Consider the following 21,936-nt stretch of genomic DNA (forward strand, 5'->3'; position numbering starts at 1 on the left):
AGGATCGAACATGCCAGTCATCACATTTGCAAACACCAAGGGCGGGGCAGGCAAGACCACGGCCGTCCTTCTGCTCGCGACGGAACTTGCCCGCAAAGGTTACCGCATCACCATTCTCGATGCCGATCCTCAGCACTGGATTTCCCGCTGGCACGAGATTTCCGGCCATGTGGCGAATATTCAGGTCATCGACTTCGTGACGTCCGCCTCGCTTCCGCAGCACATCAGCGAGAACAAGCATTCCACGGACTACTTTATCATCGACCTGCCGGGCGCCCGCAATCCGCTGCTGGCCACCGCAATCGGCCTCTCCGACCATGTGCTGATCCCGATCCAGGGCTGTGCCATGGATGCGCGCGGCGGGGCGCAGGTGCTGGAATTGCTGCAGTATCTGGATGAGAAGGCGGGCATCAAGATCGGCCATTCGGTGGTGCTTACCCGTGTCAATTCAATGGTGACCACCCGTGCACTGCAACTCGTCAAGGCGCTGCTCAACGAGCGGAACGTTCCGGTCCTCGATACGGCGATCATCGAGCGTGCGGCATTCCGCGACATCTTCGATTGCGGCGGCACGCTGCACGATATGGACCCGATGCGGGTTTCCAATCTGGAGAAGGCCTGCGAGAATGCGCTCTGTTTTGCCGAGGAAATCATTCGCAAGGTGCCGGCCAAGCTAGCCGCTTGCGCCCGGACAACCGGGCCACTGATCCGTTCGGCGGCTTGAATATTGGGGATGATTTGAACCGACCGCCGGAGCGATCCGGCGGTTTTCTTGTTTGGGCTCGGCTCAAAGTTGTGTCGTGGCGGACGCGCTCACCCTAACCATCTCCCGGTGAACGGGGCGAGGAACCGCTTGCGAAATGGCCAGGAGAAACGGAGAAGATGCCGCATATCTCCCTTCTCCCCGTCAGAAAGGGGAAAAGGTGCCGGCAGGCGGAGGGGCAGAGGATTCAATCGACGAACTCGACTGTCACGCCGGGCCTTACCATCTTGGCGAGCTCCGTGGCATCCCAGTTCGTCAGACGGATGCAGCCGTGGCTCTGGGTGCGGCCGATCTTGGATGGTTCCGGCGTACCGTGAATGCCGTAGGTCGGCCTTGAAAGGGCGATCCAGACCGTGCCGACGGGACCATTCGGGCCAGGTGGGATATTCAGGATGCGGTCGTTTGCGCCCTGCTGGAAGTTGATCTTCGGGTTGTAGGTATAGCCGGGGTTCAGAGCGACGCGTTCCACGGTGACGAGGCCGGAGGGCGAAGGGGTATCGCTGGAGCCGATCGAGGCGGGATAGGCTGCCACGAGATTTCCGGCAGCGTCATAGGCGAAGACCTGCTTCTTGGCCTTGTCCGCGAGAATCTTCGCGACGGCGCCGGTCTTGGCTTGCCCGGCATTGACGACCTTGATGATCGTGCCGGGCACGGTGAAGTCTGCGCCCGGGTTCATTTCCCTGAGGAAGGCTTCGTCCATGTGGAAGCGCTCGGCAAGCATTTCGGTCGTCGAGGTGTAGGCCATCGAAGGCAGAAGCGCCTTTTGCGAGTAGTCTTCCGGAATCGCGGCCACATAAGGCCCGGCGGCATCTGCCGGCGTGATCGTGTAGCTGGTGACGGGTAATCCGCCCGACAGGCGCAGCTGCTCGAGGATCGCTTCGGTATTGTTGGGGTCGAGCTTTTCGCCGGTCATCTGCTCATAGGCATAGATCGCCTTGGTGACGTTGGACCCCATGTGGCCATCGATGACGCCCGGAGAAACGCCCGCGCGGTCGAGGAAGACCTGGATGGCGACGATCTCAGGCTTCGATTTTCCCTTGAGCGTGATGACCGGTTCTGAGGGCGGCTTCGGTTGCATGTCGCCCGGGAACGGCTGATCCGGTTCAATCGACGCATAGTCCTCGTTCTGCGGGTAGCTTTCCCCGTTGGCATCCGGATAGGGCTGATCGTAAAGTGGATCGCGCTGGATTTCCGCATCGCGCGGGATCGAGCCGGTCACGGCGCCGCGCTCCACATAACGCGTGCTGCCGTAGCTGTTGTCCGGGTAGTAGGGGTCATTGTTATGGGCTTCGCGGGCAGGGGGGCGCGGATAATAGCCGCTGCCGCGCATTTCCGTCGCGACGACGTTGCCGTAACCATCGAGCAGGACGCGGTTGCCGTTGCGATCCCGCGAATAATAGACGTCGGCGCCTGGCGGAATGTAATCGATGATCGCACCGTCGGGAGTCACCATCACGACATCGCGCTGGCGGCGGCCGTACTGCTGCGCGTCGGCAACCGGTGCGGCAGCGGCAAGGGCCAGCACGACTGCGGCGAGGGACATCCCCGATTTCAAAAAGCGATTCACGTCTTACACCTCGAACAGTGATTTGGCCGACACACACCTGCGAATTTTGACGCTAGTGTGGAATTTATGAATTCGTACTAAACAAAAGATGAAAATTACCGTGCTTTCTGCCTGAGGCAAAACGTTTGGTTTGGCAAGCGGGTTCCATGGCGCATCGCCGGTTGTGCGCAACAGGTTTGCCGCGATTGACGTATGTGCGGACGGATCCTAACCCTACGGCAGCTTTAAGATCGGGAGGAGTTGCAATGATCGAGTTTGCCGCCGCCAAGGGGCCGCGCCTGATGCTGGACGAAACATCGGTGATGGATATCGGCGGATGCATCGTCGACGGCGTCGATATCGCGCCGAAGCGCGCCATTCCTGACGACGGCGATTCGCGTATCGACCACTCGCTCGAAGGCTTTCTCTTCACCTGCGGTCCGGATCACATCCGCCATCGCGAGCCGATCACGGGGCGCACGGATGGCAAGGTCTACCCGCTGCACGGTTCGGCCTCCGGTCATCCGGCCAAGGTTCTCTGGACCAAATTCGAAAACGGCAATGCCGAGTGCTGCGCCCACATCGATATCGTCACCGTCGAAGGATTGCCGCAGCGGATCGAACGGCTTTGGCGCATCGACGGCGCGACGGGGGAGGTCTCGCTGGACGACAGGGTCGTCAACACCAGCGATCAGGCGGTGCCGACCTTCCTGATGTACCACATGAATACCGGCGGCAAATGGCTCGATGCCGGTACGCGCCTGGAAGGGACGATGCTCGAAGGCGGTGGTTTTCCATGGACCTTCGGCGAAGAGCTTGGCGGCCTCTTTTGCGTCGAGGCCCCGGCCGTGACGGATGGCTTTGCCGAAGTCCGGCTCGGTCCGATGAAAGCCGCAAGCGGCAAGACGCTGTGCGTGCGTTTCCGCGCGGATACGCTGCCGCACCTGCAGGTCTGGCGGAACCAGAAGACGCCGGCGGACGTTTTCGGCATCGAACCGGTTTCGCATCGCTGGGTCTCGCGTCGCGAGCTTCAAGCAGGCGGCGAGTTCAACATGCTGCAGCCGGGCGAGAGCCGCAGCTATGGGCTTCGCTTCGCCTTCCTCTGAGCGAACTGTTGTTGACGCTTCCGATCCCGCATCGTAGAGCTTCTGCCATTGATTTTCAGGAGGAACGCGCGATGGACATCCGCCAGATCGACGACGAATATTCGGTATCCGGCCAGATCACGCTGGAAGATCTCGACCAGATCAAGGCGATGGGCTTCAAGTCGATCGTCTGCCATCGCCCGGACCAGGAAAGCCCGGACCAGACGCCGTTTTCGGTGATCGAAGCCCGCGCCAAGGAACTCGGCCTCGACATCGCGCATGTGCCCGTCGGCGCGATGGGCGTGACGGAGGAAGCCGTGCAAGGCATGGTCGACGCACTCGACGAATTTCCGCGCCCGATGCTCGGCTATTGCCGTTCCGGCGCACGCTCTACCGCGATCTATCAGAAGACCCATCATATTCGCGGCTGATCTTTTGGCGCGGCTTTCGGCCGTGCCCTTTATTTCATAAAACTCAGGAGAACTTCATGAGCATCAAGCGTATCGACGTCGGCGCCCGCATGAGCGGCGCGGTCATCCACGGCAACACCGTCTATCTCGCCGGTCAGGTCGGCGAAGGCGAGACTGTGACCGATCAGTGCAAGTCGGCGCTTGCCGAAGTCGATCGTCTGCTTGCTGCTGCAGGTTCCAGCAAGTCGAAGATTCTGCAGACGCTGATCTATCTCTCCGACATTTCCTACTTTGCGGAAATGAATGCTGCCTGGGAAGCCTGGGTCGACCCGAAGAACACGCCGGCACGCGCCACCAGCGAGGCCAAGCTCGCCGCACCGAAGTACAAGGTCGAGTTCACCGTCATCGCCGCAATCGACTAAGAGCGGCGCCATTTGCCAGTTTCAAAGCCGGTGGGTTCGCTCACCGGCTTTTTGTTTGCGCGATTTCGGTAAGCGTGCGTGTCGGCGTGATCGCCTCGGGATCGAGCTTCACCTCGATGATCGAAGGCTTGCCGCTGGCGCGGGCCCGCTCAAAAGCCGGCGCGAAGTCCTCGGTTTTCTCCACCGTTTCACCATGGCCGCCATAGGCGCGGGCAAGGGCCGCGAAATCCGGATTGGTGAGATCCGTACCGCTGACACGGCCGGGATAGTCACGTTCCTGATGCATGCGGATCGTGCCGTAGATGCCGTTGTTGATGACGAGAGAGATGATTGGGAGGTCGTAGCGGACGGCGGTGGCGAATTCCTGCCCGTGCATTAGGAAGCAGCCGTCGCCGGCAAAGCAGATGACTTCGCGCTCCGGAAAAAGCCGCTTGGCGGCCACGGCAGCCGGCAGGCCGTAACCCATCGAGCCGGATGTGGGGGCCGCCTGCGTATTGAACTGCCGGAAGCGATGGAAGCGGTGCAGCCACGTGGCATAGTTGCCGGCACCATTGGTGAAGATCGTGTCGGCCCTCGTGTTGCCCTCGATCCATTCCATGATCGGTCCCATGTGAACGGCGCCGGGGCCCGTTTGCGGCGGCTTCGACCAGGCAAGATAGGCTTGGTGCATATGCTGCGTCCGTTCCGCCCAGCGCGGTTCGGCAGGCGCTTCGAGATCGGTAAGGGCGGCGACGAAGTCCTGCGGCGATGCGCAGATCGCAAGGTCCGGACGGTAGATGCGGCCAAGTTCGGACGGGTCGGGATAGATGTGGACGAGCGATTGCGCCGGGTAGGGGACGTCGACCAGCGTATAGCCTGACGACGGCATTTCCGACATCCGGGCGCCGAGCAGGATGAGCAAATCGCTCTCCTTGATCTCCTTGGCCAGCACCGGATTGATGCCGATGCCGACATCACCGGCATAGCCCGGGCTAAGGTGATCGAAGAGCATCTGGCGGCGGAAGGAACAGCCGACCGGCAGCTTGAAGCGTTCGGCAAAGACGCGGAAATCGGCAACCGCATCTGCATCCCAGCGTGTGCCGCCGAGTATGACCATCGGCCGTTCGGCCTTCAGCAGCCGCATGTAGAAATCGTCGACCTGACGGCGCCCGGGATGAGCGGGAACGCGGGCATAAGGCTTCGCGCGCGGCGCGTCTACTTCGTCGCGCAACATGTCCTCGGGCAGTGACAGCGCGACAGGCCCGGGCCTGCCGGAGGTGGCAATGGCAAAGGCGCGGGTCACGAATTCGGGAATGCGCGCCGCATCGTCGATTTCGCCGACCCATTTGGCATATTCGGTCAGCGCGCGACGGAACTCGACCTCCTGGAAGGCTTCGCGCTCGCGGGCATCGCGCTGGACCTGACCGATGAAGAGGATCATCGGGATCGAATCCTGCCTGGCGATATGCAGGCCCGCCGTGGCGTTGGTGGCGCCGGGCCCGCGGGTGACCATACAGATGCCGGGTTCGCCGGTGAGCCGGCCCCAGCAATCGGCCATCATCGCGGCACCGCCTTCCTGACGGCAGACGATCACTTCGATATCGGTGTCATAAAGCGCGTCCAGCACAGCGAGGAAGCTTTCCCCGGGCACGCAGGAAAGTCGCTTGACCCCGTTTGCCTTCAGCGCTTCGACAATCAGCTCGCCGCCGGTCTTCTTCATAGTGCGGATTTCCCCTCCCGTTCGGCGCGCTCCAATGCCTCGAGCTCAGCCAGAACCTCTTCCTGATGCTCGCCCAGCCGAGGGCCCGGCCTCTCGTAACGCAGGGGCGTTTCGGAGAGCACAACCGGCGTCCTCACGCCGGGGATCACGTTTCCTGCCGCATCCGGCAGATCGATGCGCAGTCCGCGCGCCTTTATCTGCGGATCGGCGAACATCTCCTCGATCGTGTTGATCGCGCCGGCTGGCACGGCATTTTCTTCGCAGGCTTTCAGCAAGTCGGCTTTTTGCCATTTCAACGTCTCGGTCGAGATCAGGCGGCGCACCTCGTCGCGGTTGACGACGCGGGCCTTGTTGGTCGAAAAGCGCTCGTCGCCGGCGATGCCATCGAGGCCGAGGATCACGCAGAGACGCCGGAACTGGTTGTCATTGCCGACGGCAAGGATCAGGTAACCGTCCGCGCTCGGCACGACCTCATAAGGAGAGATATTCGGATGGGCATTTCCGAGCCGCGCCGGCGCGCGGCCGGAGACCAGATAGTTCATGTTTTGATTGGCGAGCACGGCGGATTGCACGTCGAGCAGCGCCATATCGACAAGCTGGCCTTCACCGGTTTTCAGCGCGTGGATGAGGGCTGCCTCGATCGCCGCCACGGCATAGATGCCGGTGAAGATATCGGCGATGGCGACGCCTGCTTTCATCGGCTGGCGATCCGGCTCGCCGGTGATCGACATGAAGCCGGACATGCCCTGGACGATGTAATCATAGCCCGCGAGGCTGGCATAGGGGCCAGACTGGCCGAAGCCGGTGATGGAGCAGTAGACGAGCTTCGGATTGATCTTGCGCAGGCTCTCATAGTCGAGGCCGTACTTGACGAGGCCGCCGAGCTTGAAATTCTCGATCAGGACATCGGCCGTTGCCGCGAGCCGTCGCACCAGCGACTGGCCTTCCTCGGTCTTCAAATCGGCCGTGACAGAGCGCTTGTTGCGATTGGCGGAGTGATAATAGGCAGCTGAAAGGTTTTCGCCGTCGCCGCCCTCGACGAAGGGAGGCCCCCATTGCCGCGTATCGTCGCCGCCGTCCGGATTTTCGACCTTGATGACGTCTGCGCCGAGATCGGCCAACATCTGCCCGGCCCAGGGGCCCGCCAGGACGCGGGCGAGCTCGATCACCCTGATGCCGGCAAGCGGCGGTTTCTTACGACTGTCCGTCATGTTCCTCCCAAGAACGGATCATGGTGCCCGCGTTGCCTCAGATGTATCGGATACGGGTTTGGATGCAAAGCGGCGCTCGCGCCAGATGATGTAAAGTCCGGATGCGATGATGATGAGAATGCCCAGCCATTTGATGGCGTCGGGAAAATCGCCGAAAACCAGCCATGCGAAGATCGTGGCCGAGACGATCTCGAAATATTGCAGCGGCGCCAAAGTGGAGGCGGGTGCGGAGCGGTAGGCATAGACGCCGAGGATGCTGGCGATCGCGGCCGTTACGCCGACGCCGAGGAGCCAGACGAGACCTATCATGGTTGGCATTACCGGTTCGAACACATCCGAGCCGCTTGCTCGGGCGAAGAAAAGCAGGACACCGCAAAAGAGCAGACCCCACAAGCCCATGTGAAACTGCATCACCCACGGGTCCTCGCGCTGCGCCAGGGCCCTGTTCATCATTGCGGAGATGGCGATGCAGACTGCGCTGACGACCGGCAACAGCGCCACGTAGCCGACTTCCTGGAAGCTCGGCTGAATGACCAGTATCGCGCCGAAGAAACCGACGCCGCAGGCTGTATAGCGCCGCCAGCCGATCGTCTCGCCGAGAAATAGGCTGCTCAGAATGGTGAGGATGATGGGTTCGACGAAGAAGATCGCGATCGCATCTGCAACCGCCATGTATTTCAGCGTGGTGACGAACGAGATCATCGAAATGGTAATGATGGCGCCGCGGATCGCGTGGAAGAGGCTCTGCCTCCATGACGAATCCGTCAGTTTTTTGCGCCAGATAACGATCGGAAGCATGCAGAGAGCCTGTATGGCAAAGCGTGCTGCGGTGATCTCCGCAGACGGAATCGTCGTGATGGCAAGCTTGGAGAAAATATCGATCAGAGGCGATACGAGCACCGAAAAAAACATGAGCATCAGGCCCATGCTGACTTCGGAGGAGCTATTCTTCGTTATTGCGCTGTTCATTTCCGGTCCGCTGGTCAGGATCTTGCGGTTGCTTCATCGCACCAATCGGCAAAGGCCGAAATCGCCGCTTCGGCGCCGATCTCGTTCAGCGTCTCGTGCCGCTTATCCTGATATATTTCGGTCGTGATACGGGACAAACCGTGCCGTTTCAAATGGTTTGACAGCCAGATCACCGCTTTTCCGAAATCGGTCGCTGGATCCTTTCCGCCGCCGACGAGGTGGATTGGCAGGTTCCTTCGCAGCCTGTCGAGATGCCGCTTCTGCGGCGCGCGAAAGGTGAGTTCGAATATGTCGAGCCAGAGCGAAACGGAAGCATCGAAGCCGCAGAGCGGATCGGCGATATATTTGTCGACTTCGGCCGGATCGCGGGAGAGCCAGTCAAATTCCGTCCGGTGGCCGGGGATGGATTTGCCCCAGGTGTCGAAGGTGAGCTTCGGCAGCAGGCCGCTCGGAACGTCGGAACCTTTCAGGGCTTTCTCGGCAAGCAGGATGGCTTGCGCGGCCCGGCCTGTCAGACCGACAGCGAAGTTCGAATTCCACACGGCGAGGGCACCGAATTTTTCCGGATAGGTTACTGCAGCGTTGAGCGCGATCAGCCCGCCCATGGAGTGGCCGAAGAGGATCACGGGAAGGTTTGGATGGAACCCTGCCGCATAGTCCCGCATGGCGACCATGTCGGCAAGAACCTGCTGCACGCCGTTGCGGCGGGCGAACTGGCCGATCGGCGCGCCGTCGGCCACCGTCTCGCCGTGGCCCCGGTGGTCGTGCGCATAGACATGATAGTCGCGCCCGGCCATCGCCTTGGCAAAGCGTGCGTAGCGCTTCGAATGTTCAGCAAGTCCGTGGGAGATCAGCACGATGCCGCGCGGGCCGCCGCTGGCTGCCACATGATGAAAGGCGAGCGTCGCCTCGGGCGTCTTAAGCCATTGTGTCTGCGAAAACATTCCATCCTCCCGCTGCAACAGAGCAGATCGCGAGCCAAATGCAACATCCCGGCGCATGTTTGCAGTGGAATTTCCTGCGAGTGAGGGTTGCAGGGTTTTGGGCTTCGTGCTTACTTGTTCCTGAATTGTTCTGTCTGCGGGGAGTGGCGATGAGCAGGGTGTTTCTGCGCTGGATAGCGTTTGTTCTGTCAATGGTTTTGGCTGGCTTTGCGGTTGCCCAGGAAGGCGAAGGGGGAACGCGCTTCATCCTTGCCGCAAGTTGGCAGCCGGCATTCTGCCAGACAAACCAAAGGAAGCCGGAATGCAGCAGCCAGACGAAGGAGCGCTTCGACGCGACGAATTTCTCGCTGCACGGCCTGTGGCCGCTGCGGCAGAACTATTGCGGTGTATCGAAGGACTTGCAGGCAGTCGACAAAGAAGGCGATTGGCAAAAGCTGCCGGAGGTCAAGCTGACGGTTGAGAATGCGTCAGCCCTTGCAAAGGCGATGCCCGGAACGCAATCGGGCCTCGAACGTCATGAATGGACGAAGCACGGCACCTGCACGAAGATGAGCGCCGACGATTATTTCGGCGTGGCGATCCGCCTGATGGATGACCTCAACGGCTCGGCGGTGCGCGACCTCTTTGCCGCGAATGTCGGCAAGACCGTCAAGGCCGATCAGATCAAGACGGCTTTCGACAAGAGCTTCGGGGCGGGCGCTGGCGAGCGTGTGAAGATGAGCTGCCGGCGCGCGGGCGGCGTCCGCGTGATCAGCGAGCTGACGATCGGGCTGTCGGAGGATGCGGGCTCGGCCGCCGGCGCCGGTGCGGGGCTTGCAAAACTCATGCAAAACGCCGGCCGCACCTCCTTCGGCTGCGACGAAGGTGTTGTCGACGCTGCGGGGTTCTGAGAGTTTGTCGCAAGGTTCGGGACTGGAGCACGGCTCGAAGCGGGTGGGAGAACGATGCAGGCTGGATGACTTCGGAAGCGTGGGGGACGCCTACCAGAGATACTCGGCTGGGATACGCGGCAAAATACGTCACGAGCTGGTGTTCGAAGTCGTGGCCGGCCTCGCGTCTGCCGGCGGAACGGTTCTGGATATGGGGTGCGGCGATGGCGAGATATCCGCGCGTCTATCCGAAGCCGGTTTTAGAGTTCTCGGCATTGACGCTTCGCCTGAAATGCTGCGCCGGGCAAATCTGCGCAAGGCAGAGCTGCCGGAGCAAGTGCGCAGCCGGCTTGAGTTTGCGCTGGGCGACATCACCGATTTCGCATCAGAACATCTCTTCGATGCAGTTTGCTGCCATGGCGTACTGATGTACTTGGACGACAGTGCCGCTGCCATCCGAAAATTGGCAAGCCATGTGAAACGCGGCGGGCTGCTTAGCATCTTGACGAAAAACGCACTCTCTGGCGGTTTCCGGCAAGCGCTGCGTGGAGACTACGCGACGGCAAGGGAATTGATCGAAACCGGCGCGGCAGCCAGCATCGGCAACCTTGGAATTAGAACGCGTGGTGACGATCCTTCGGCGGTTGTTCAGCAAATGGGGGCCTGTGGCTTTGCCGACTGCCAATGGCGAGGGGTCCGCGTGTTTTCCGATCATCTTGACGAGCAGACCTTTGACGGCGCGCTCGCCGCCGAGCTCATCGCGCTTGAGCGCGCTGCTTCGCTTCGTGACCCATACCGTGCGATGGCTCGGCTATTTCATGCGACTGGGCGGAAAGCCTGACGAGATCAGGCAAATCCCTTGCTCTTCGAACGGAACCAAATCGATTGCCGTAGAGAAAGCCGGTTTCGGCGTTGCCCGAAAGCCGGCTTTCGCCTACATAGCGGCCACGGTTTTCAAGTTTCCGCCCGGAGCAGCGTATAATGGCACGTCAGTTTATCTATCATATGGCCGGCCTCAACAAGGCCTATGGCAACAAGAAGGTGCTGGAGAACATCCACCTTTCCTTCTACCCCGACGCCAAGATCGGTATCCTCGGCCCGAACGGCGCCGGTAAGTCCACCGTCCTGCGCATCATGGCCGGCCTCGACAAGGAATATACCGGCGAAGCCTGGCTCGCCGAGGGCGCAACGCTCGGCTTCCTGGCGCAGGAGCCGCAGCTCGATGCGTCGAAGACGGTGCTCGAAAACGTCATGGAAGGTGTGGCCTCCAAGAAGGCGATCCTCGACCGCTACAACGAGCTGATGATGAACTATTCCGACGAGACGGCGGAAGAGGGTGCGAAGCTCCAGGACATCATCGACAGCCAGAACCTCTGGGACCTGGAAAACCAGGTCGAGATGGCGATGGACGCGCTGCGCTGCCCGCCGGGCGATGCTTCGGTCGACAATCTTTCGGGCGGCGAAAAGCGCCGCGTGGCGCTCTGCCGCCTGCTGCTTGCCCAGCCGGACCTGCTGCTCCTCGATGAACCGACGAACCACCTCGACGCCGAGACGATCGCCTGGCTCGAAAAGCACCTGCGCGAATATCCGGGTTCCGTGCTAATGATCACCCACGACCGCTACTTCCTGGACAATGTCACCGGCTGGATCCTCGAGCTCGACCGCGGCCGCGGCATTCCCTATGAGGGCAATTATTCGGCTTATCTGCAAGCGAAAGCGAAGCGCATGCAGCAGGAGGGCCGCGAAGAAGCCTCCCGCCAGAAGGCTCTGTCTCGTGAGCAGGAATGGATTGCCTCCAGCCCGAAAGCGCGTCAGGCAAAGTCGAAGGCGCGTATCCGCGCTTATGACGAACTGGTGGCGGCAGCTGCCGACCGCCGTCCCGGCGACTCCCAGATCGTCATCCCGGTCGGTGAGCGTCTCGGCCAGGTCGTCATCGAGGCCGAGAACCTCACCAAGGGATATGGCGATACCGTCCTGATCGAGAACCTGAGCTTCAAGCTGCCGCCGGGCGGCATCGTCGGCGTCATCGGCCCGAACGGTGCCGGCAAGACGACGCTCTTTCGCATGATCACCGGCCAGGAAAAGCCCGACAGCGGCGAAATCCGCATCGGCGATACCGTCGATCTCGGCTATGTCGACCAGAGCCGTGATGCGCTCAACGGCAACAAGACCGTTTGGGAAGAGATCTCCGCCGGCAACGACATCATCAAGCTCGGCAAGCACGAAGTGAATTCGCGCGCCTATTGCGGCGCCTTCAACTTCAAGGGCAGCGACCAGCAGCAGAAGGTCGGCACGCTTTCCGGCGGCCAGCGCAACCGCGTCCATCTTGCCAAGATGCTGAAGGCCGGCGGCAACGTCATCCTCCTCGACGAACCGACCAACGATCTCGATACGGAAACGCTGGCCGCGCTCGAGGACGCGCTCGAAAACTTCGCTGGCTGCGCCGTTATCATCAGCCACGACCGCATGTTCCTCGACCGGCTTGCAACGCATATCCTCGCCTTCGAAGGCGACAGCCATGTCGAATGGTTCGAAGGCAACTTCGAAGATTACGAGCAGGACAAGATGCGCCGCCTCGGCGTGGATTCGGTCAATCCGAAGCGGGTGACCTACAAGCGCCTGACGCGCTGATCGTCAGCGCCGTCTCTTGGATCAGAAGCCCCGGCAAGCGCCGGGGTTTTTGTATTTTTGCCGGTCGCTTTCAGAGCAGTGAATTTCGTGAACAGAGCGGATTCCTGCTTGCCAGGCCTTCTCAAATCACATAAAGATATCTTTATATGTTGATTGGGTCGGGATATGGCTGAAGCTGTGAGGCTTGGATTGGATGCGCTGGTGGACGTCTTGAAGGCGGCCGGTGAGCCGACGCGCCTGCGGCTTCTCGCGCTTCTTGCCGCCGGCGACCTGACGGTGACCGATCTTACGGAAATTCTCGGACAGTCTCAGCCTCGCATTTCGCGGCATCTGAAGTTGCTCGGTGAGGCCGACCTCATCGATCGCTATCAGGAGGGTGCCTGGGCCTATTTCCGGCTGAGGCAGGACGGCAAGGCGGCGGCGCTGGTGCGCGTGCTGCTAACACACGCGTCCCAGAACGACCCGGTGATCCTGCGCGATGGCGAGCGGCTTTTAGCCGTGAAGCGTCAGCGGGCAGAGCGGGCGCAGGCCTATTTCAGCCGCAACGCCGCCGAATGGGACGAGCTTCGGCGCCTCCATGCCGCCGACGAAGAGGTGGATGCCGCGGTCATCAAGCTGCTCGGTAACCAGCCGGTCTTTTCGCTGCTCGATCTCGGCACGGGGACCGGTCGCATGCTGGAGCTGCTTTCCGGGCTCTATCGCCGGGCGATCGGCGTCGATGCCAGCCGTGACATGCTGAGCGTCGCCCGCGCCAATCTCGACAGGGCGGGCATCACCAAGGCTTCGGTGCGGCATGCCGACATCCTGAACCTGCCGTTCGAGGGACAGGATTTCGATCTCGTCACCATTCATCAGGTTTTGCACTTCTTCGATCAGCCGGAAATCGCGATCGCCGAGGCGACGCGGATGCTGGCACCCGGTGGGCGTCTCATGGTCATCGACCTTGCGCCGCATGGGCTCGAATATCTTCGCGACGAGCACGCGCATGTCCGCCTTGGTTTCTCGCATCAGTCGATGACCGACTGGCTGCGCAAGACGGGGCTCGATGTGGAGCAGACCGTCGATCTTCATCCGGGTCAGCCGGGCGAGAAGGGGCTTACGGTCACGATCTGGCTTGCGCGCGATCCGAGGCGCCTCATTGCATCCGAAGGCGCCGAAACAGTATTGGCCGGGGAGGTATGATATGGCATTGAACACCGGAGACCGCCGCAATATCGGCATTTCCTTCGAATTTTTCCCGCCGAAGTCGGAGGAGATGGAAGGTCAGCTCTGGAAGACCGTGGCCGAGCTGCAGAGCTGGGATCCGGATTTCGTCTCGGTGACCTATGGCGCTGGCGGTACCACCAAGGCACCGACGATGACGGCCGTGACGCGGTTCCTCAACGAAACGCCGCTTGCGACTGCGTCGCATCTCACCTGCGTGGGTGCCACGAAGGAAGAAACGCACCAGGTGATCGACCATTTCCGCAAGGCTGGCGTGAAGCACTTCGTGGCGTTGCGCGGCGATGCACCGGGCGGGGCAGGGGTGCCTTACCAGCCTCATCCGGGCGGCTACGCCAATGCGGCCGAACTCGTGGCCGGCCTTCGCGAGATCGGCGATTTCGAGATTTCGGTGTCCGCCTATCCGGAGAAACATCCGGAGAGCCGGGACGTGGCGGCCGATATCGACATGCTGAAGCGAAAGGCCGACAACGGCGCGGACCGCGCGTTGACGCAATTCTTCTTCGACAACGACAATTTCGAGCGCTACCTGGAGAAGGTGCGGGCCGCAGGCGTCAAAATCCCGATCGTTCCCGGCATCATGCCGATCCAGAACCTGACGCAGCTGAAGCGATTTGCCAGCGCATGCGGCACGGTGATCCCGGCCTTTCTCGACGAGCGCTTTGCCGGTCTCGACGACAAGGTGGAGGAGCGGGCGAAGGTTGCCGTCGATGTCGCCGTCGAGCAGATCGAGGATCTTGTCCGCCGCGGGCTGGACGAGTTTCATCTCTATACGATGAACCGCTCGCCGTTGGTATCAGCCGTGCTCACCAATCTCGGCCTCAGGCGCGAGGGCGCAAAGAGGGCAGCGGGCGCCGCTGCCTGAGAGCGGCGGCAACGCATCGAATAAAAAAGCGCATGTCTGGCGGTGACATGCGCTTTTTAATTGGCTGAACTGTTAGCTTGTCAGGAGCTAGGTATTCCAGTCATAGGGTTCGCCGACCGCTCAAATGAAAAGCATGGACAAGACGAACGCGAACGCTGCACTGACCAACAGGACATTCAAGGATCGTGTGATACCCATGTCTGCCTCCTCGCGTTAACCGGCATATAATATGTCTGAATTGTGTCGCGTGGAAAGCGGATTCTATGCTGCAGCGCAGCGGCGGACTGCGGATGAGCCACGTTCTGATTGGCTAAGCAATTGGAATTAATCGCCAAATCACGATGGAATTTTATTCACACATTTTAACCGTGCGTTAAATTGGGCGATTGGCCCGTTAACGGCGATGGCTACATAAAGGCATGACCGGAAGCTGCTGATATGATGCGGGAAATCGAAATCGCGCCCCGGCATTTTCCGGGACGCGATCGAATGGGCCGGCCTTCACGAAAATGGATTGATCACAGCGCGCTCAGCAGGCCGGGCGTCGCCCAGCCATCGGCGGGCATTCCGAGACGCTGCTGCTCCTTCTGGATCGCGACACGGGTGCCGGAACCCAGGATGCCGTCGATCTGACCGACATCGTGGCCCTTCGACTGCAGTTTGGTCTGCAACTGCTTCATCTGGTCATTCGCAAGGCCCTGTTCCGGCGTCCCCTTGAGATAGGGCTGCGCACCGCCAAAGCGGGTGGCGAAATAGGCGGCCGAGGTCGTGTAGATGAACGACTTGTTCCACTCGAGATAGATCTTGAAGTTCGGGTAGGCGATGAAGGCCGGTCCGTGACGGCCCTGCGGGAGAACGAGGTCACCCTCCAGATTGCCGAAGCTGGTGTTGCCGTCACGCGGTTGGACACCGAGTGCAAACCATTCGCCCGCCGTCATGGTGCCCCCGAGGCCCGATTTTTCCCAGGGAAGGTTGTCGGGCAGGGTGACTTCCTGCAGCCAGGGCTGGCCGCGCTTGAAGCCGAGATGCTGGATGAACTTCGCAGCCGTCAGGATGGCGTCCGGGCCGCTCTCCTTCAGCCGCACATGGCCATCGCCGTCGCCGTCCATGCCGTAGGCGACGATGTCGCGCGGAAGCATCTGCACCTGGCCGATTTCGCCCGCCCATGCGCCGGTATTGGTCGCCGGGTCAAGGTCGCCGTGCTGAACCATTTCGATGAGCGCGATCAATTGCGGGCGGAAGAGTTCGGGACGGCGGCAGTCATGCGCCAGCGTGACGAGCGCGTTGCGCGTATTGAAATCGCCCTGAACCGCGCCGAAGTCCGTTTCCATTGCCCAGAAGGCGGTGATGACGCCCGGGGCGACGCCATAGTCCTGCTCGGCCCTGGCGAAGACGTCTGCGAACTGTTTCAGCTTCTGGCGGCCGATATCGAGACGGGCCTGGCTGACGGTACGCTGCGAAAACTCGAGGAAGGTCTGCTTGAAGACGCCCTGCGCGCGGTCGCGGCTCAGAACCTTGGGATCGATCTGCGCGCCGGCGAGCGCCTTGTCGGCAGCTTCGGCGGAGGCGCCGGCGGCGATTGCATCGGCCTTCACGCCAGCCAGAAATTCGGCAAGATCGCCGGCGCAAGCCACGGGAGGAGCCTGAGGCGTTGCCGCCGGTGGCGGGGAGGCCGCCGGAGCCATTGCCTGCTGCTGAGCCAATGCCGTGGTTGCCGCGGTGATTGCAAACAAAAGAGCAAGTGCAGAGCGGCTTCTAAGCGAGCGGTGCATGAGTTCGTCCTTATATCCGAAATATGTCCGTTGCTTTCACAGATGAATGTGACGGAAGCAAGAAAGATCGGCGGACGTTACTAAGAATTTCTGTCCTTAGAAACGGAAGCCACCCAGTTGGCCCAGTTCTTTGAGGAGCCCGCAAACACATTGATGTCTGCGGGGCCCTTGATGCCGGGGATCACACCGGTCGACGTGTACTGCCAGAAGGCCCAGCGGCGGTCGGCATAGGTGACTTCCGGGTGCGCGGCCACCGAGCGGACCCAGAAGTGATAGTCCTGGAAATAACCCTGCAGATTGTCGCGGTGGAAATCGACCGATGTATAGATGATCGGCCGCTTGCCGTAATAGGCTTCGAGGCGGTCCATGAAGCGCTGCATCTGAGCGCGGACGGTCGCCGGGTCCGGCCGGAAGCGGCAGGTCTTCGATTCGCCATTCCATTCGACGTCCAAGACCGGGGGCAGGCGCATCGATTCCTGCGGGACGTTCTGGATGAACCAGTCGGCCTGCTCATCGGCCGACGAGCAGAAATAATAGAAATGATACGGCGCATGGGGGATGCCGACGGCGCGGGCGCGCTGCCAGTATTCATTGAAGCGCGGGTCGAACCGATCCTTGCCCTCGGTCGCCTTGATGAAGGCAAAGGCGACGCCCGAAGTTTTCACCGTCTGCCAATCGATATCGCCCTGCCACTTGGAGATGTCGATGCCGTGAACCTCGTTCCGATGCGGATGCTTCGCCCCGAAATCCTGCGGGTCGGTATCCTTGAAGCGGGTCTTCGGTTTTATGGATGCGGTCTCAAGATAATCATATCCCGATGAAGTACAGCCGGCCAACATGATAGCCAATGGCAATACACAAAACAAAATCCGGCGCATAAATGTCCCGTCGTGGACCGAATGATCGACTTGCCCCACAGCTTGACCTTCGAAAGACGAGTTTCAGTAGAGGAATCCCCCTCTTTCAACATATCAACGTAAAAAATCGGTTAGTTTCAAGTGATTTGTGAAGGCCGGGCGATGATTGCTGCCCGCCAGGCATAGCCGCGGCCGATCGTCTCGAACGACAATGTTGCGTTGTTTTCATGGGCTTGCGCTTCCAGCACCTCGCGCAGATCGGCGCGAGGCGTGACGTGAAATTTTGCAAGCCATGACTTCAGCACCGCCCTGAACCAGGCCGGCAGGCCCTCCTGCTGGCCGAAATCAACGATGTGCAGCTGCCCGCCGGGGTTCAATGCGGCGATTGCGGCATCGACGGCGCGTTCCCAATTGGGAATCATCGAGAGCGCATAGGAAATGAGGACCCGGTCGAAGCCGCCGACACCGAAGTCCCGTGGGGTGAAGGCGGTCGCGTCGGCAACGCGAAAATCGGCAACCGCGGCCTTCGTGGCGAATGTCTTACGCGCCGAAATCAGCATTTCCTGCGAAATGTCGAGGCCATAGAGCCTCGCGCCGGAAAACAGCCGGTGTGCGAGCACCAGGTTGCGGCCGGTGCCGCAGCCGACTTCGAGCAGCGTGCCGCCTTCCGGGACGTCCAGATTGCGGATCGTACGGTCGCGGCCGAGCAGGTAGTATTTGCGCGTCAGATCGTAGATATGGCGCTGGTAGCGATACATGCCGTCCATAAGATTGGCATGCTTTTCGGTTTTCTCGTCCACGATGGTGCGGATTTCGGTCACGCCTTTTTTCCGTAAATGTGGAAGCCGCCGTAGATGGCCGAACGGTCGAGTGCGGTCATATCTCGGGACTTCTCCTCGAAATATTCCCATTGTTCGCGGATCGCCGGGGAAAGACGGCCCTCGATGACGCTTTTTTCGGCCGCCGTGCGGAAGATGACGCGGGCGCCGGGGCGGGCGGTGCGGGTAATCTCCGCCCAGAGCTCGTTCAGCTGCTGGTCCGTCATCCAGTCCTGCGCGTCGAGCAGGATATAACGGTCGCGAGAGGCGGCGGGTTCCTTGGCGAGAAGCTCGGTGAAGCTTGCGTGATGGACGTTGACGCGATCGACATTGGCGCGGATCACCTCGTAGTGCTCCCGCTTCAGATAGGTCGGCAGCGGGCCTTCGTCATCGGAGGCATACCGGCGACCAAATGCCTGCCAGGCGAAATAGTTTTCGCTCATCGGAAAATGGCAGGCGAGCTTTTCGAGGCGATGCTTCAGCACCGGTGCGATCGACTGATCGGCGGCGAGGCTGGCAAGCTCGTCATATTGCTGCGGCGGAATGCCAAGACCGAAAAGCGAGCTCTTGCGCCCTGTAATCCAGCGCACCACCGGCTTTTCGAAGAGGGGCGCAACCTGCTCGTCGAAGAACTGGCGCTGTTCGCGGATAGAGCGGGTCTTGGTCATCTCTTTGAGATCGACGCCGTGCAGGCGGGCGAGCAGATGGGCCGCGCCGATGAAGCGGCCGAGCAGGCCGGTCTCATAGAAATTGCGGTTGAAGACGGTGACGCGGCGGCGGCCGAACTTGCGGCCGTTCCAATAGGCGCGTGTCGTCTCATCGAGCTTGGACGACAGGAAGTGGTCGAAGGCCTGGCTGTTCGAGCGCTCGTTGGGCATGGCGAGGAAGCGTACCAGGTCGGTATGGCCGGGAAGATGCTTGAAGGCAGCAAGCTTCAGGCGGTTGAGCGCGATATGGTGCGGGTTGAGGTCGACCACATCGATGGAGGCCGGCGCCTTGGAGAGATAGGCGAGCATGTTGCAGCCGCCCGAGCCGATCGTGACGATGCGGTGATGCGGCTGCAGTTCCATTGCCTGCATGTCGAGATCCGGATCCTCCCAGATCTGCGGATAGACGAGGCCGGAAAAGAGCAGGCCGAAAAGCCGTTCCGAAAAGCCGTCCTTGGAAAATGCCTTGTGGCGGAGAAGAGCGTCCTTGAGTTTCCGGTTCTTGCGGAAGCCGGTATCCGGTGCAAATTCCGTCATATGAGTCTGTCACCCTTTTTGCGTTCAGGGCGTGTAGCGCGTCCCTGCTACAGTTTGATGACGCAGACTGTGGGTATCGATTTCCACAGGAATTGCCTGGCAGGAAACGGCACTCGCGTTCTTGTGCTCTTTTTTGTGAAGAGATTTCCTGCTTTTCTCCATTCGTGGAGGCTATGACATGCGATTTGTTCTGCGTATCGTGAAGGCACTCGCCACTGCTTCCGTTGTCATCGTCATCGGAGGCGGGACCTGGCTATACGTCAATCCGCCGGAGCTGTTGCGCGTGGGTGACGGATATGCGGCGAAGATCGTCTGCTCGAATGTCTTTTTGGCAGGACGCGACCCGCAAGCGGTGCTCTACGGCGACGTACAGGCGCCGGGCAATCCGCTGCTGCGATTGGTGAGGGTTTCGGTCGATCGGGATCAGGGGCATGTGACGGCGCGCATCCTGGGGCTCTTCGCACCCGGATATGCGCTCTATCGGGGGGCGTTCGGCTGCACGAGCGTGCCTGACGGCAATTTCAAGGCTGCTGCCGAGGCGGCACCTTCGGATACGCCGCCGCAGATGGTTCCGGAGAACGCGGCACTATGGCCGGAAGGCGAGAGCGTTGCTGAAGCTAACGACGGAGCGCTTGCGTCGCTGCTGGCAAACGACGTGCTGGCCGGTCCGCAAATGCGCGCGATGGTCGTCGTTCACAACGACCGGATCGTGGCGGAGCGCTACGGCGAAGGCTTTAATGCGAGGACGCCTCTGCTTGGCTGGTCGATGACCAAGACAGTCAATGCGGCGCTCGTCGGGCGCGCCATGCTCGATGGAAAGTTGGATTTCAACGCGACCAACCTTTTGCCGCAGTGGAAGGATGACGAACGGTCGCAGATCAGGCTCCGGGATCTGCTGGGCATGGAAAGCGGCCTGGCTTTCAACGAGGAGTACGGCGATGTCACGGATGTGACGCGCATGCTCTATCTCGACCCCGATATGGTTTCGTTGCCCGCCGATGCGCCGTTCGAAGCAAAGCCCGGCGAACGCTTCCGTTATTCGAGCGGCACGGCGGTCCTATTGTCGCGAATCTGGATGGATGGGGTAGGCGACCAGAAAGGGGCCTTCTCTTATCCGAGGGAGGCACTTTTCAAGCCGCTCGGCATGTCGAGCGCGGTGCTGGAGGTCGATGCCCGTGGCACCTTTGCAGGCAGTTCCTATCTCTACGCGACGGCGCGCGATTGGGCGCGTTTCGGGCAATTCCTGCTTCAGGACGGCGTCTGGAACGGTCAGCGGCTGTTGCCGGAGGGGTTTGCCAGGGCGATGCGAACGCCGACGCAATCGTCGGGCGGTAAATATACGCAAGCTCAGGCATGGCTCGTAGCACCCGGCGGAGATACGAGCGCCGAAGCGGGGCTGCCGGAAGATACCTTCTGGCTGGAAGGACATGACGGGCAAAGCATGGCGATCGTGCCGTCCGCCGATCTGGTTTTCGTCCGCATGGGCTTGACGCCAGGCCGCCTCGGCTACAAGCCGCAGCTTATGCTGAAAGAGCTGCTGGCCGCGCTGCCTGCCAGTTGAGCGTATGTGAAGGCGAAAGCTTAGTAGTTGCCCTGGGCAATACTCGTCATGCCTTTGCGCTTGGCATCGTAATAATAGCCGCGCGCATAAAGCCTCACGGCATCTTCTTCCTTGTTGTCGGAAACGAGCCATGCGCCGCGCAGATATTTCGCGGCATATTTGATGTTGGTTTCGGCGTCGAGAAGGCCGGTCGGCGCGCCGTCATAGCCCATCGATTTGGCCGTATTGTATTTGATCTGCATCAAGCCGAAATAACCGCGCTTGTTGTAAGCCTTTGGATTGTAACGGCTTTCGCGGTGCACGACGCGGTGGATCAATGTTTCAGGGACTTGGTAAAGTTTCGAATATTTGCTGATCAGCTTGCTGATAAAGCTCTTTTCCGCGGTCGGCGCCGTATCAATGTCGCTGTCGCTGAACATCGGCGGCGCGGCCGGCGGGTCCATTGGACCGGACTCGTCGAAGGTGAAATCCGACATCGAACGCCGCGTGGGCCCGACGGAGGCAATGGCAGCCAGGGCGCCGCTCTGCGGCGCTGTCGCTGCGAAGGCAAGCTGGTTCGATGGCGATGCCGGAGTGCCTGGACGGGGGGTCGGCACGACCGATTGGATCGCGGTCATTTCCGGTGTCAGTGGAATCTGTGTGCCACTCGCGGTCATCGCCTGCTGCATGGCAGGATCGGCGGACGTTGCCGTCGCCGGCATTGCCGTTGCGGCGGCGGTCAAAGCGGGTGTCGCCTGCGGGTTGGAAGCTGCGAATGCGGTTTCGGGATGGCTGGTGCCGTCGGCGGCCGGTACGGCGGCCATCATCATCGCATCTTCGCCAGGCTTCGGGGTTGGAACGACGCTCTGCACAGCGGTCAATTCCGCCTGGGACGTGTACTCGACCGTCGAGCATCCGGCTATACCGCAGAGCATTGTCGTCACGACAAGGCCGCGTTTCAGGCCGGAAAATCCGTTCGCTACCATTCTGTCACTTTCGTGAATCGCGCCGCCCTGGCAGCATTTAAAATTTATCGAGACCCTGAACCCTGATTTGCCATTAACCTATTC

The 21,936-nt window shown here is 60.8% G+C and carries 20 protein-coding genes; 10 read left to right on the plus strand and 10 right to left on the minus strand.

Translation table 11 applies throughout. The features are described from left to right. Positions 1-10: 10 nt before the first annotated feature. A complete protein-coding gene (locus ACZ9DP_RS21550; protein ID WP_074068955.1) occupies positions 11-724 on the plus strand; it encodes a ParA family protein in 714 nt (237 codons plus the stop codon). A gap of 226 nt (positions 725-950) precedes the next feature. On the opposite strand, the gene ACZ9DP_RS21555 is transcribed toward ACZ9DP_RS21550, so the two are convergent. Beyond that, positions 951-2,330 (minus strand): L,D-transpeptidase, encoded by a 1,380-nt coding sequence (locus ACZ9DP_RS21555; protein WP_476203519.1) that lies wholly within the window; start codon positions 2,328-2,330, stop codon positions 951-953. A gap of 245 nt (positions 2,331-2,575) precedes the next feature. Between ACZ9DP_RS21555 and ACZ9DP_RS21560 the strand changes: the two genes are divergently transcribed. The 3 genes from ACZ9DP_RS21560 (at position 2,576) to ACZ9DP_RS21570 (ending at position 4,226) form a co-directional block, all read left to right on the plus strand. Then, positions 2,576-3,415: a DUF4432 family protein gene (locus ACZ9DP_RS21560; protein WP_476203520.1), complete on the plus strand. Its 840-nt coding sequence runs from the start codon at positions 2,576-2,578 to the stop codon at positions 3,413-3,415. A 71-nt stretch (positions 3,416-3,486) separates the two neighbouring features. Further along, complete coding sequence (locus ACZ9DP_RS21565; RefSeq protein WP_074061771.1) at positions 3,487-3,825, plus strand: protein tyrosine phosphatase family protein; 339 nt, start codon at positions 3,487-3,489, stop codon at positions 3,823-3,825. Positions 3,826-3,881: 56 nt separating this feature from the next. Continuing rightward, positions 3,882-4,226: a RidA family protein gene (locus tag ACZ9DP_RS21570; RefSeq protein WP_476203521.1), complete on the plus strand. Its 345-nt coding sequence runs from the start codon at positions 3,882-3,884 to the stop codon at positions 4,224-4,226. Between the two features lie 40 nt (positions 4,227-4,266). Here the strand turns inward: ACZ9DP_RS21570 and ACZ9DP_RS21575 are convergent, their stop codons facing one another. From ACZ9DP_RS21575 to ACZ9DP_RS21590, 4 genes are read right to left on the minus strand one after another with little or no spacing between them, the layout of a single operon-like run. Continuing rightward, complete coding sequence (locus ACZ9DP_RS21575) at positions 4,267-5,925, minus strand: thiamine pyrophosphate-binding protein (protein WP_476203522.1); 1,659 nt, start codon at positions 5,923-5,925, stop codon at positions 4,267-4,269. Further along, positions 5,922-7,136, minus strand: a complete 1,215-nt coding sequence (gene caiB, locus ACZ9DP_RS21580) for a succinate--glutarate CoA-transferase (protein WP_194730054.1) — start codon at positions 7,134-7,136, stop codon at positions 5,922-5,924. Before caiB ends, ACZ9DP_RS21575 begins: the two co-directional genes overlap by 4 nt. Before the next feature lie 18 nt (positions 7,137-7,154). Then, on the minus strand, positions 7,155-8,105 hold the full coding sequence (locus tag ACZ9DP_RS21585) for a DMT family transporter (protein ID WP_239598157.1): 951 nt from the start codon (positions 8,103-8,105) through the stop codon (positions 7,155-7,157). Between the two features lie 14 nt (positions 8,106-8,119). After that, the gene (locus ACZ9DP_RS21590; protein WP_476203523.1) at positions 8,120-9,049 is read right to left on the minus strand and encodes an alpha/beta fold hydrolase; all 930 of its coding nucleotides are present in this window, start codon (positions 9,047-9,049) and stop codon (positions 8,120-8,122) included. Positions 9,050-9,198: 149 nt separating this feature from the next. Here ACZ9DP_RS21590 and ACZ9DP_RS21595 point away from each other — a divergent pair, with 149 nt between their 5' ends. The 5 genes from ACZ9DP_RS21595 (at position 9,199) to metF (ending at position 14,635) form a co-directional block, all read left to right on the plus strand. Next, on the plus strand, positions 9,199-9,939 hold the full coding sequence (locus ACZ9DP_RS21595) for a ribonuclease T2 family protein (RefSeq protein ID WP_476203524.1): 741 nt from the start codon (positions 9,199-9,201) through the stop codon (positions 9,937-9,939). A 79-nt stretch (positions 9,940-10,018) separates the two neighbouring features. Next, a complete protein-coding gene (locus ACZ9DP_RS21600; protein ID WP_476203525.1) occupies positions 10,019-10,759 on the plus strand; it encodes a methyltransferase in 741 nt (246 codons plus the stop codon). 140 nt (positions 10,760-10,899) lie between these two features. After that, positions 10,900-12,549 (plus strand): energy-dependent translational throttle protein EttA, encoded by a 1,650-nt coding sequence (gene ettA, locus ACZ9DP_RS21605; protein ID WP_476203526.1) that lies wholly within the window; start codon positions 10,900-10,902, stop codon positions 12,547-12,549. Between the two features lie 165 nt (positions 12,550-12,714). Further along, entirely contained in the window at positions 12,715-13,731 is a 1,017-nt protein-coding gene (locus ACZ9DP_RS21610) for an ArsR/SmtB family transcription factor (protein ID WP_476203527.1), read from the plus strand. Between the two features lies 1 nt (position 13,732). Further along, positions 13,733-14,635, plus strand: coding sequence for a methylenetetrahydrofolate reductase [NAD(P)H] (gene metF / locus ACZ9DP_RS21615; RefSeq protein ID WP_476203528.1), 903 nt, complete (start codon positions 13,733-13,735; stop codon positions 14,633-14,635). 518 nt (positions 14,636-15,153) lie between these two features. Here the strand turns inward: metF and ACZ9DP_RS21620 are convergent. The 4 genes from ACZ9DP_RS21620 to ACZ9DP_RS21635 all read right to left on the minus strand — a co-directional run bounded on the left by ACZ9DP_RS21620 (position 15,154) and on the right by ACZ9DP_RS21635 (position 19,326). Next, positions 15,154-16,407, minus strand: a complete 1,254-nt coding sequence (locus ACZ9DP_RS21620; protein ID WP_074068943.1) for a lytic murein transglycosylase — start codon at positions 16,405-16,407, stop codon at positions 15,154-15,156. A gap of 80 nt (positions 16,408-16,487) precedes the next feature. Then, positions 16,488-17,285 carry a glycoside hydrolase family 25 protein gene (locus ACZ9DP_RS21625; protein WP_194730047.1) on the minus strand — a complete coding sequence of 266 codons (798 nt, stop codon included), beginning with the start codon at positions 17,283-17,285 and terminating at the stop codon, positions 16,488-16,490. A 116-nt stretch (positions 17,286-17,401) separates the two neighbouring features. Further along, positions 17,402-18,031, minus strand: a complete 630-nt coding sequence (locus ACZ9DP_RS21630; protein ID WP_476205444.1) for a class I SAM-dependent methyltransferase — start codon at positions 18,029-18,031, stop codon at positions 17,402-17,404. A 50-nt stretch (positions 18,032-18,081) separates the two neighbouring features. Continuing rightward, positions 18,082-19,326, minus strand: coding sequence for a BtaA family protein (locus ACZ9DP_RS21635; RefSeq protein WP_194730045.1), 1,245 nt, complete (start codon positions 19,324-19,326; stop codon positions 18,082-18,084). Positions 19,327-19,504: 178 nt separating this feature from the next. On the opposite strand from ACZ9DP_RS21635, the gene ACZ9DP_RS21640 reads away from it, so the two are divergent. Next, on the plus strand, positions 19,505-20,887 hold the full coding sequence (locus ACZ9DP_RS21640; RefSeq protein ID WP_074068939.1) for a serine hydrolase domain-containing protein: 1,383 nt from the start codon (positions 19,505-19,507) through the stop codon (positions 20,885-20,887). Positions 20,888-20,907: 20 nt separating this feature from the next. Here ACZ9DP_RS21640 and ACZ9DP_RS21645 read toward each other — a convergent pair whose 3' ends face one another. Beyond that, positions 20,908-21,852, minus strand: coding sequence for a transglycosylase SLT domain-containing protein (locus ACZ9DP_RS21645; RefSeq protein WP_476203529.1), 945 nt, complete (start codon positions 21,850-21,852; stop codon positions 20,908-20,910). Positions 21,853-21,936 lie beyond the last annotated feature (84 nt).

The sequence above is a fragment of the Rhizobium sp. USDA 4016 genome (assembly GCF_056279705.1).

Excerpts from the sequence above, each read along its gene's own strand:
- ACZ9DP_RS21630 (WP_476205444.1), bottom strand. The coding sequence starts at position 18,031 with ATGGACGGCATGTATCGCTACCAGCGCCATATCTACGATCTGACGCGC.
- ACZ9DP_RS21620 (WP_074068943.1), bottom strand. The coding sequence starts at position 16,407 with ATGCACCGCTCGCTTAGAAGCCGCTCTGCACTTGCTCTTTTGTTTGCA.
- ACZ9DP_RS21595 (WP_476203524.1), top strand. The coding sequence starts at position 9,199 with ATGAGCAGGGTGTTTCTGCGCTGGATAGCGTTTGTTCTGTCAATGGTT.
- metF (WP_476203528.1), top strand. The coding sequence starts at position 13,733 with ATGGCATTGAACACCGGAGACCGCCGCAATATCGGCATTTCCTTCGAA.
- ACZ9DP_RS21575 (WP_476203522.1), bottom strand. The coding sequence starts at position 5,925 with ATGAAGAAGACCGGCGGCGAGCTGATTGTCGAAGCGCTGAAGGCAAAC.
- ettA (WP_476203526.1), top strand. The coding sequence starts at position 10,900 with ATGGCACGTCAGTTTATCTATCATATGGCCGGCCTCAACAAGGCCTAT.
- ACZ9DP_RS21585 (WP_239598157.1), bottom strand. The coding sequence starts at position 8,105 with ATGAACAGCGCAATAACGAAGAATAGCTCCTCCGAAGTCAGCATGGGC.
- ACZ9DP_RS21635 (WP_194730045.1), bottom strand. The coding sequence starts at position 19,326 with ATGACGGAATTTGCACCGGATACCGGCTTCCGCAAGAACCGGAAACTC.
- ACZ9DP_RS21640 (WP_074068939.1), top strand. The coding sequence starts at position 19,505 with ATGCGATTTGTTCTGCGTATCGTGAAGGCACTCGCCACTGCTTCCGTT.
- ACZ9DP_RS21565 (WP_074061771.1), top strand. The coding sequence starts at position 3,487 with ATGGACATCCGCCAGATCGACGACGAATATTCGGTATCCGGCCAGATC.
- ACZ9DP_RS21560 (WP_476203520.1), top strand. The coding sequence starts at position 2,576 with ATGATCGAGTTTGCCGCCGCCAAGGGGCCGCGCCTGATGCTGGACGAA.
- caiB (WP_194730054.1), bottom strand. The coding sequence starts at position 7,136 with ATGACGGACAGTCGTAAGAAACCGCCGCTTGCCGGCATCAGGGTGATC.
- ACZ9DP_RS21625 (WP_194730047.1), bottom strand. The coding sequence starts at position 17,285 with ATGCGCCGGATTTTGTTTTGTGTATTGCCATTGGCTATCATGTTGGCC.
- ACZ9DP_RS21570 (WP_476203521.1), top strand. The coding sequence starts at position 3,882 with ATGAGCATCAAGCGTATCGACGTCGGCGCCCGCATGAGCGGCGCGGTC.
- ACZ9DP_RS21590 (WP_476203523.1), bottom strand. The coding sequence starts at position 9,049 with ATGTTTTCGCAGACACAATGGCTTAAGACGCCCGAGGCGACGCTCGCC.
- ACZ9DP_RS21610 (WP_476203527.1), top strand. The coding sequence starts at position 12,715 with ATGGCTGAAGCTGTGAGGCTTGGATTGGATGCGCTGGTGGACGTCTTG.
- ACZ9DP_RS21645 (WP_476203529.1), bottom strand. The coding sequence starts at position 21,852 with ATGGTAGCGAACGGATTTTCCGGCCTGAAACGCGGCCTTGTCGTGACG.
- ACZ9DP_RS21550 (WP_074068955.1), top strand. The coding sequence starts at position 11 with ATGCCAGTCATCACATTTGCAAACACCAAGGGCGGGGCAGGCAAGACC.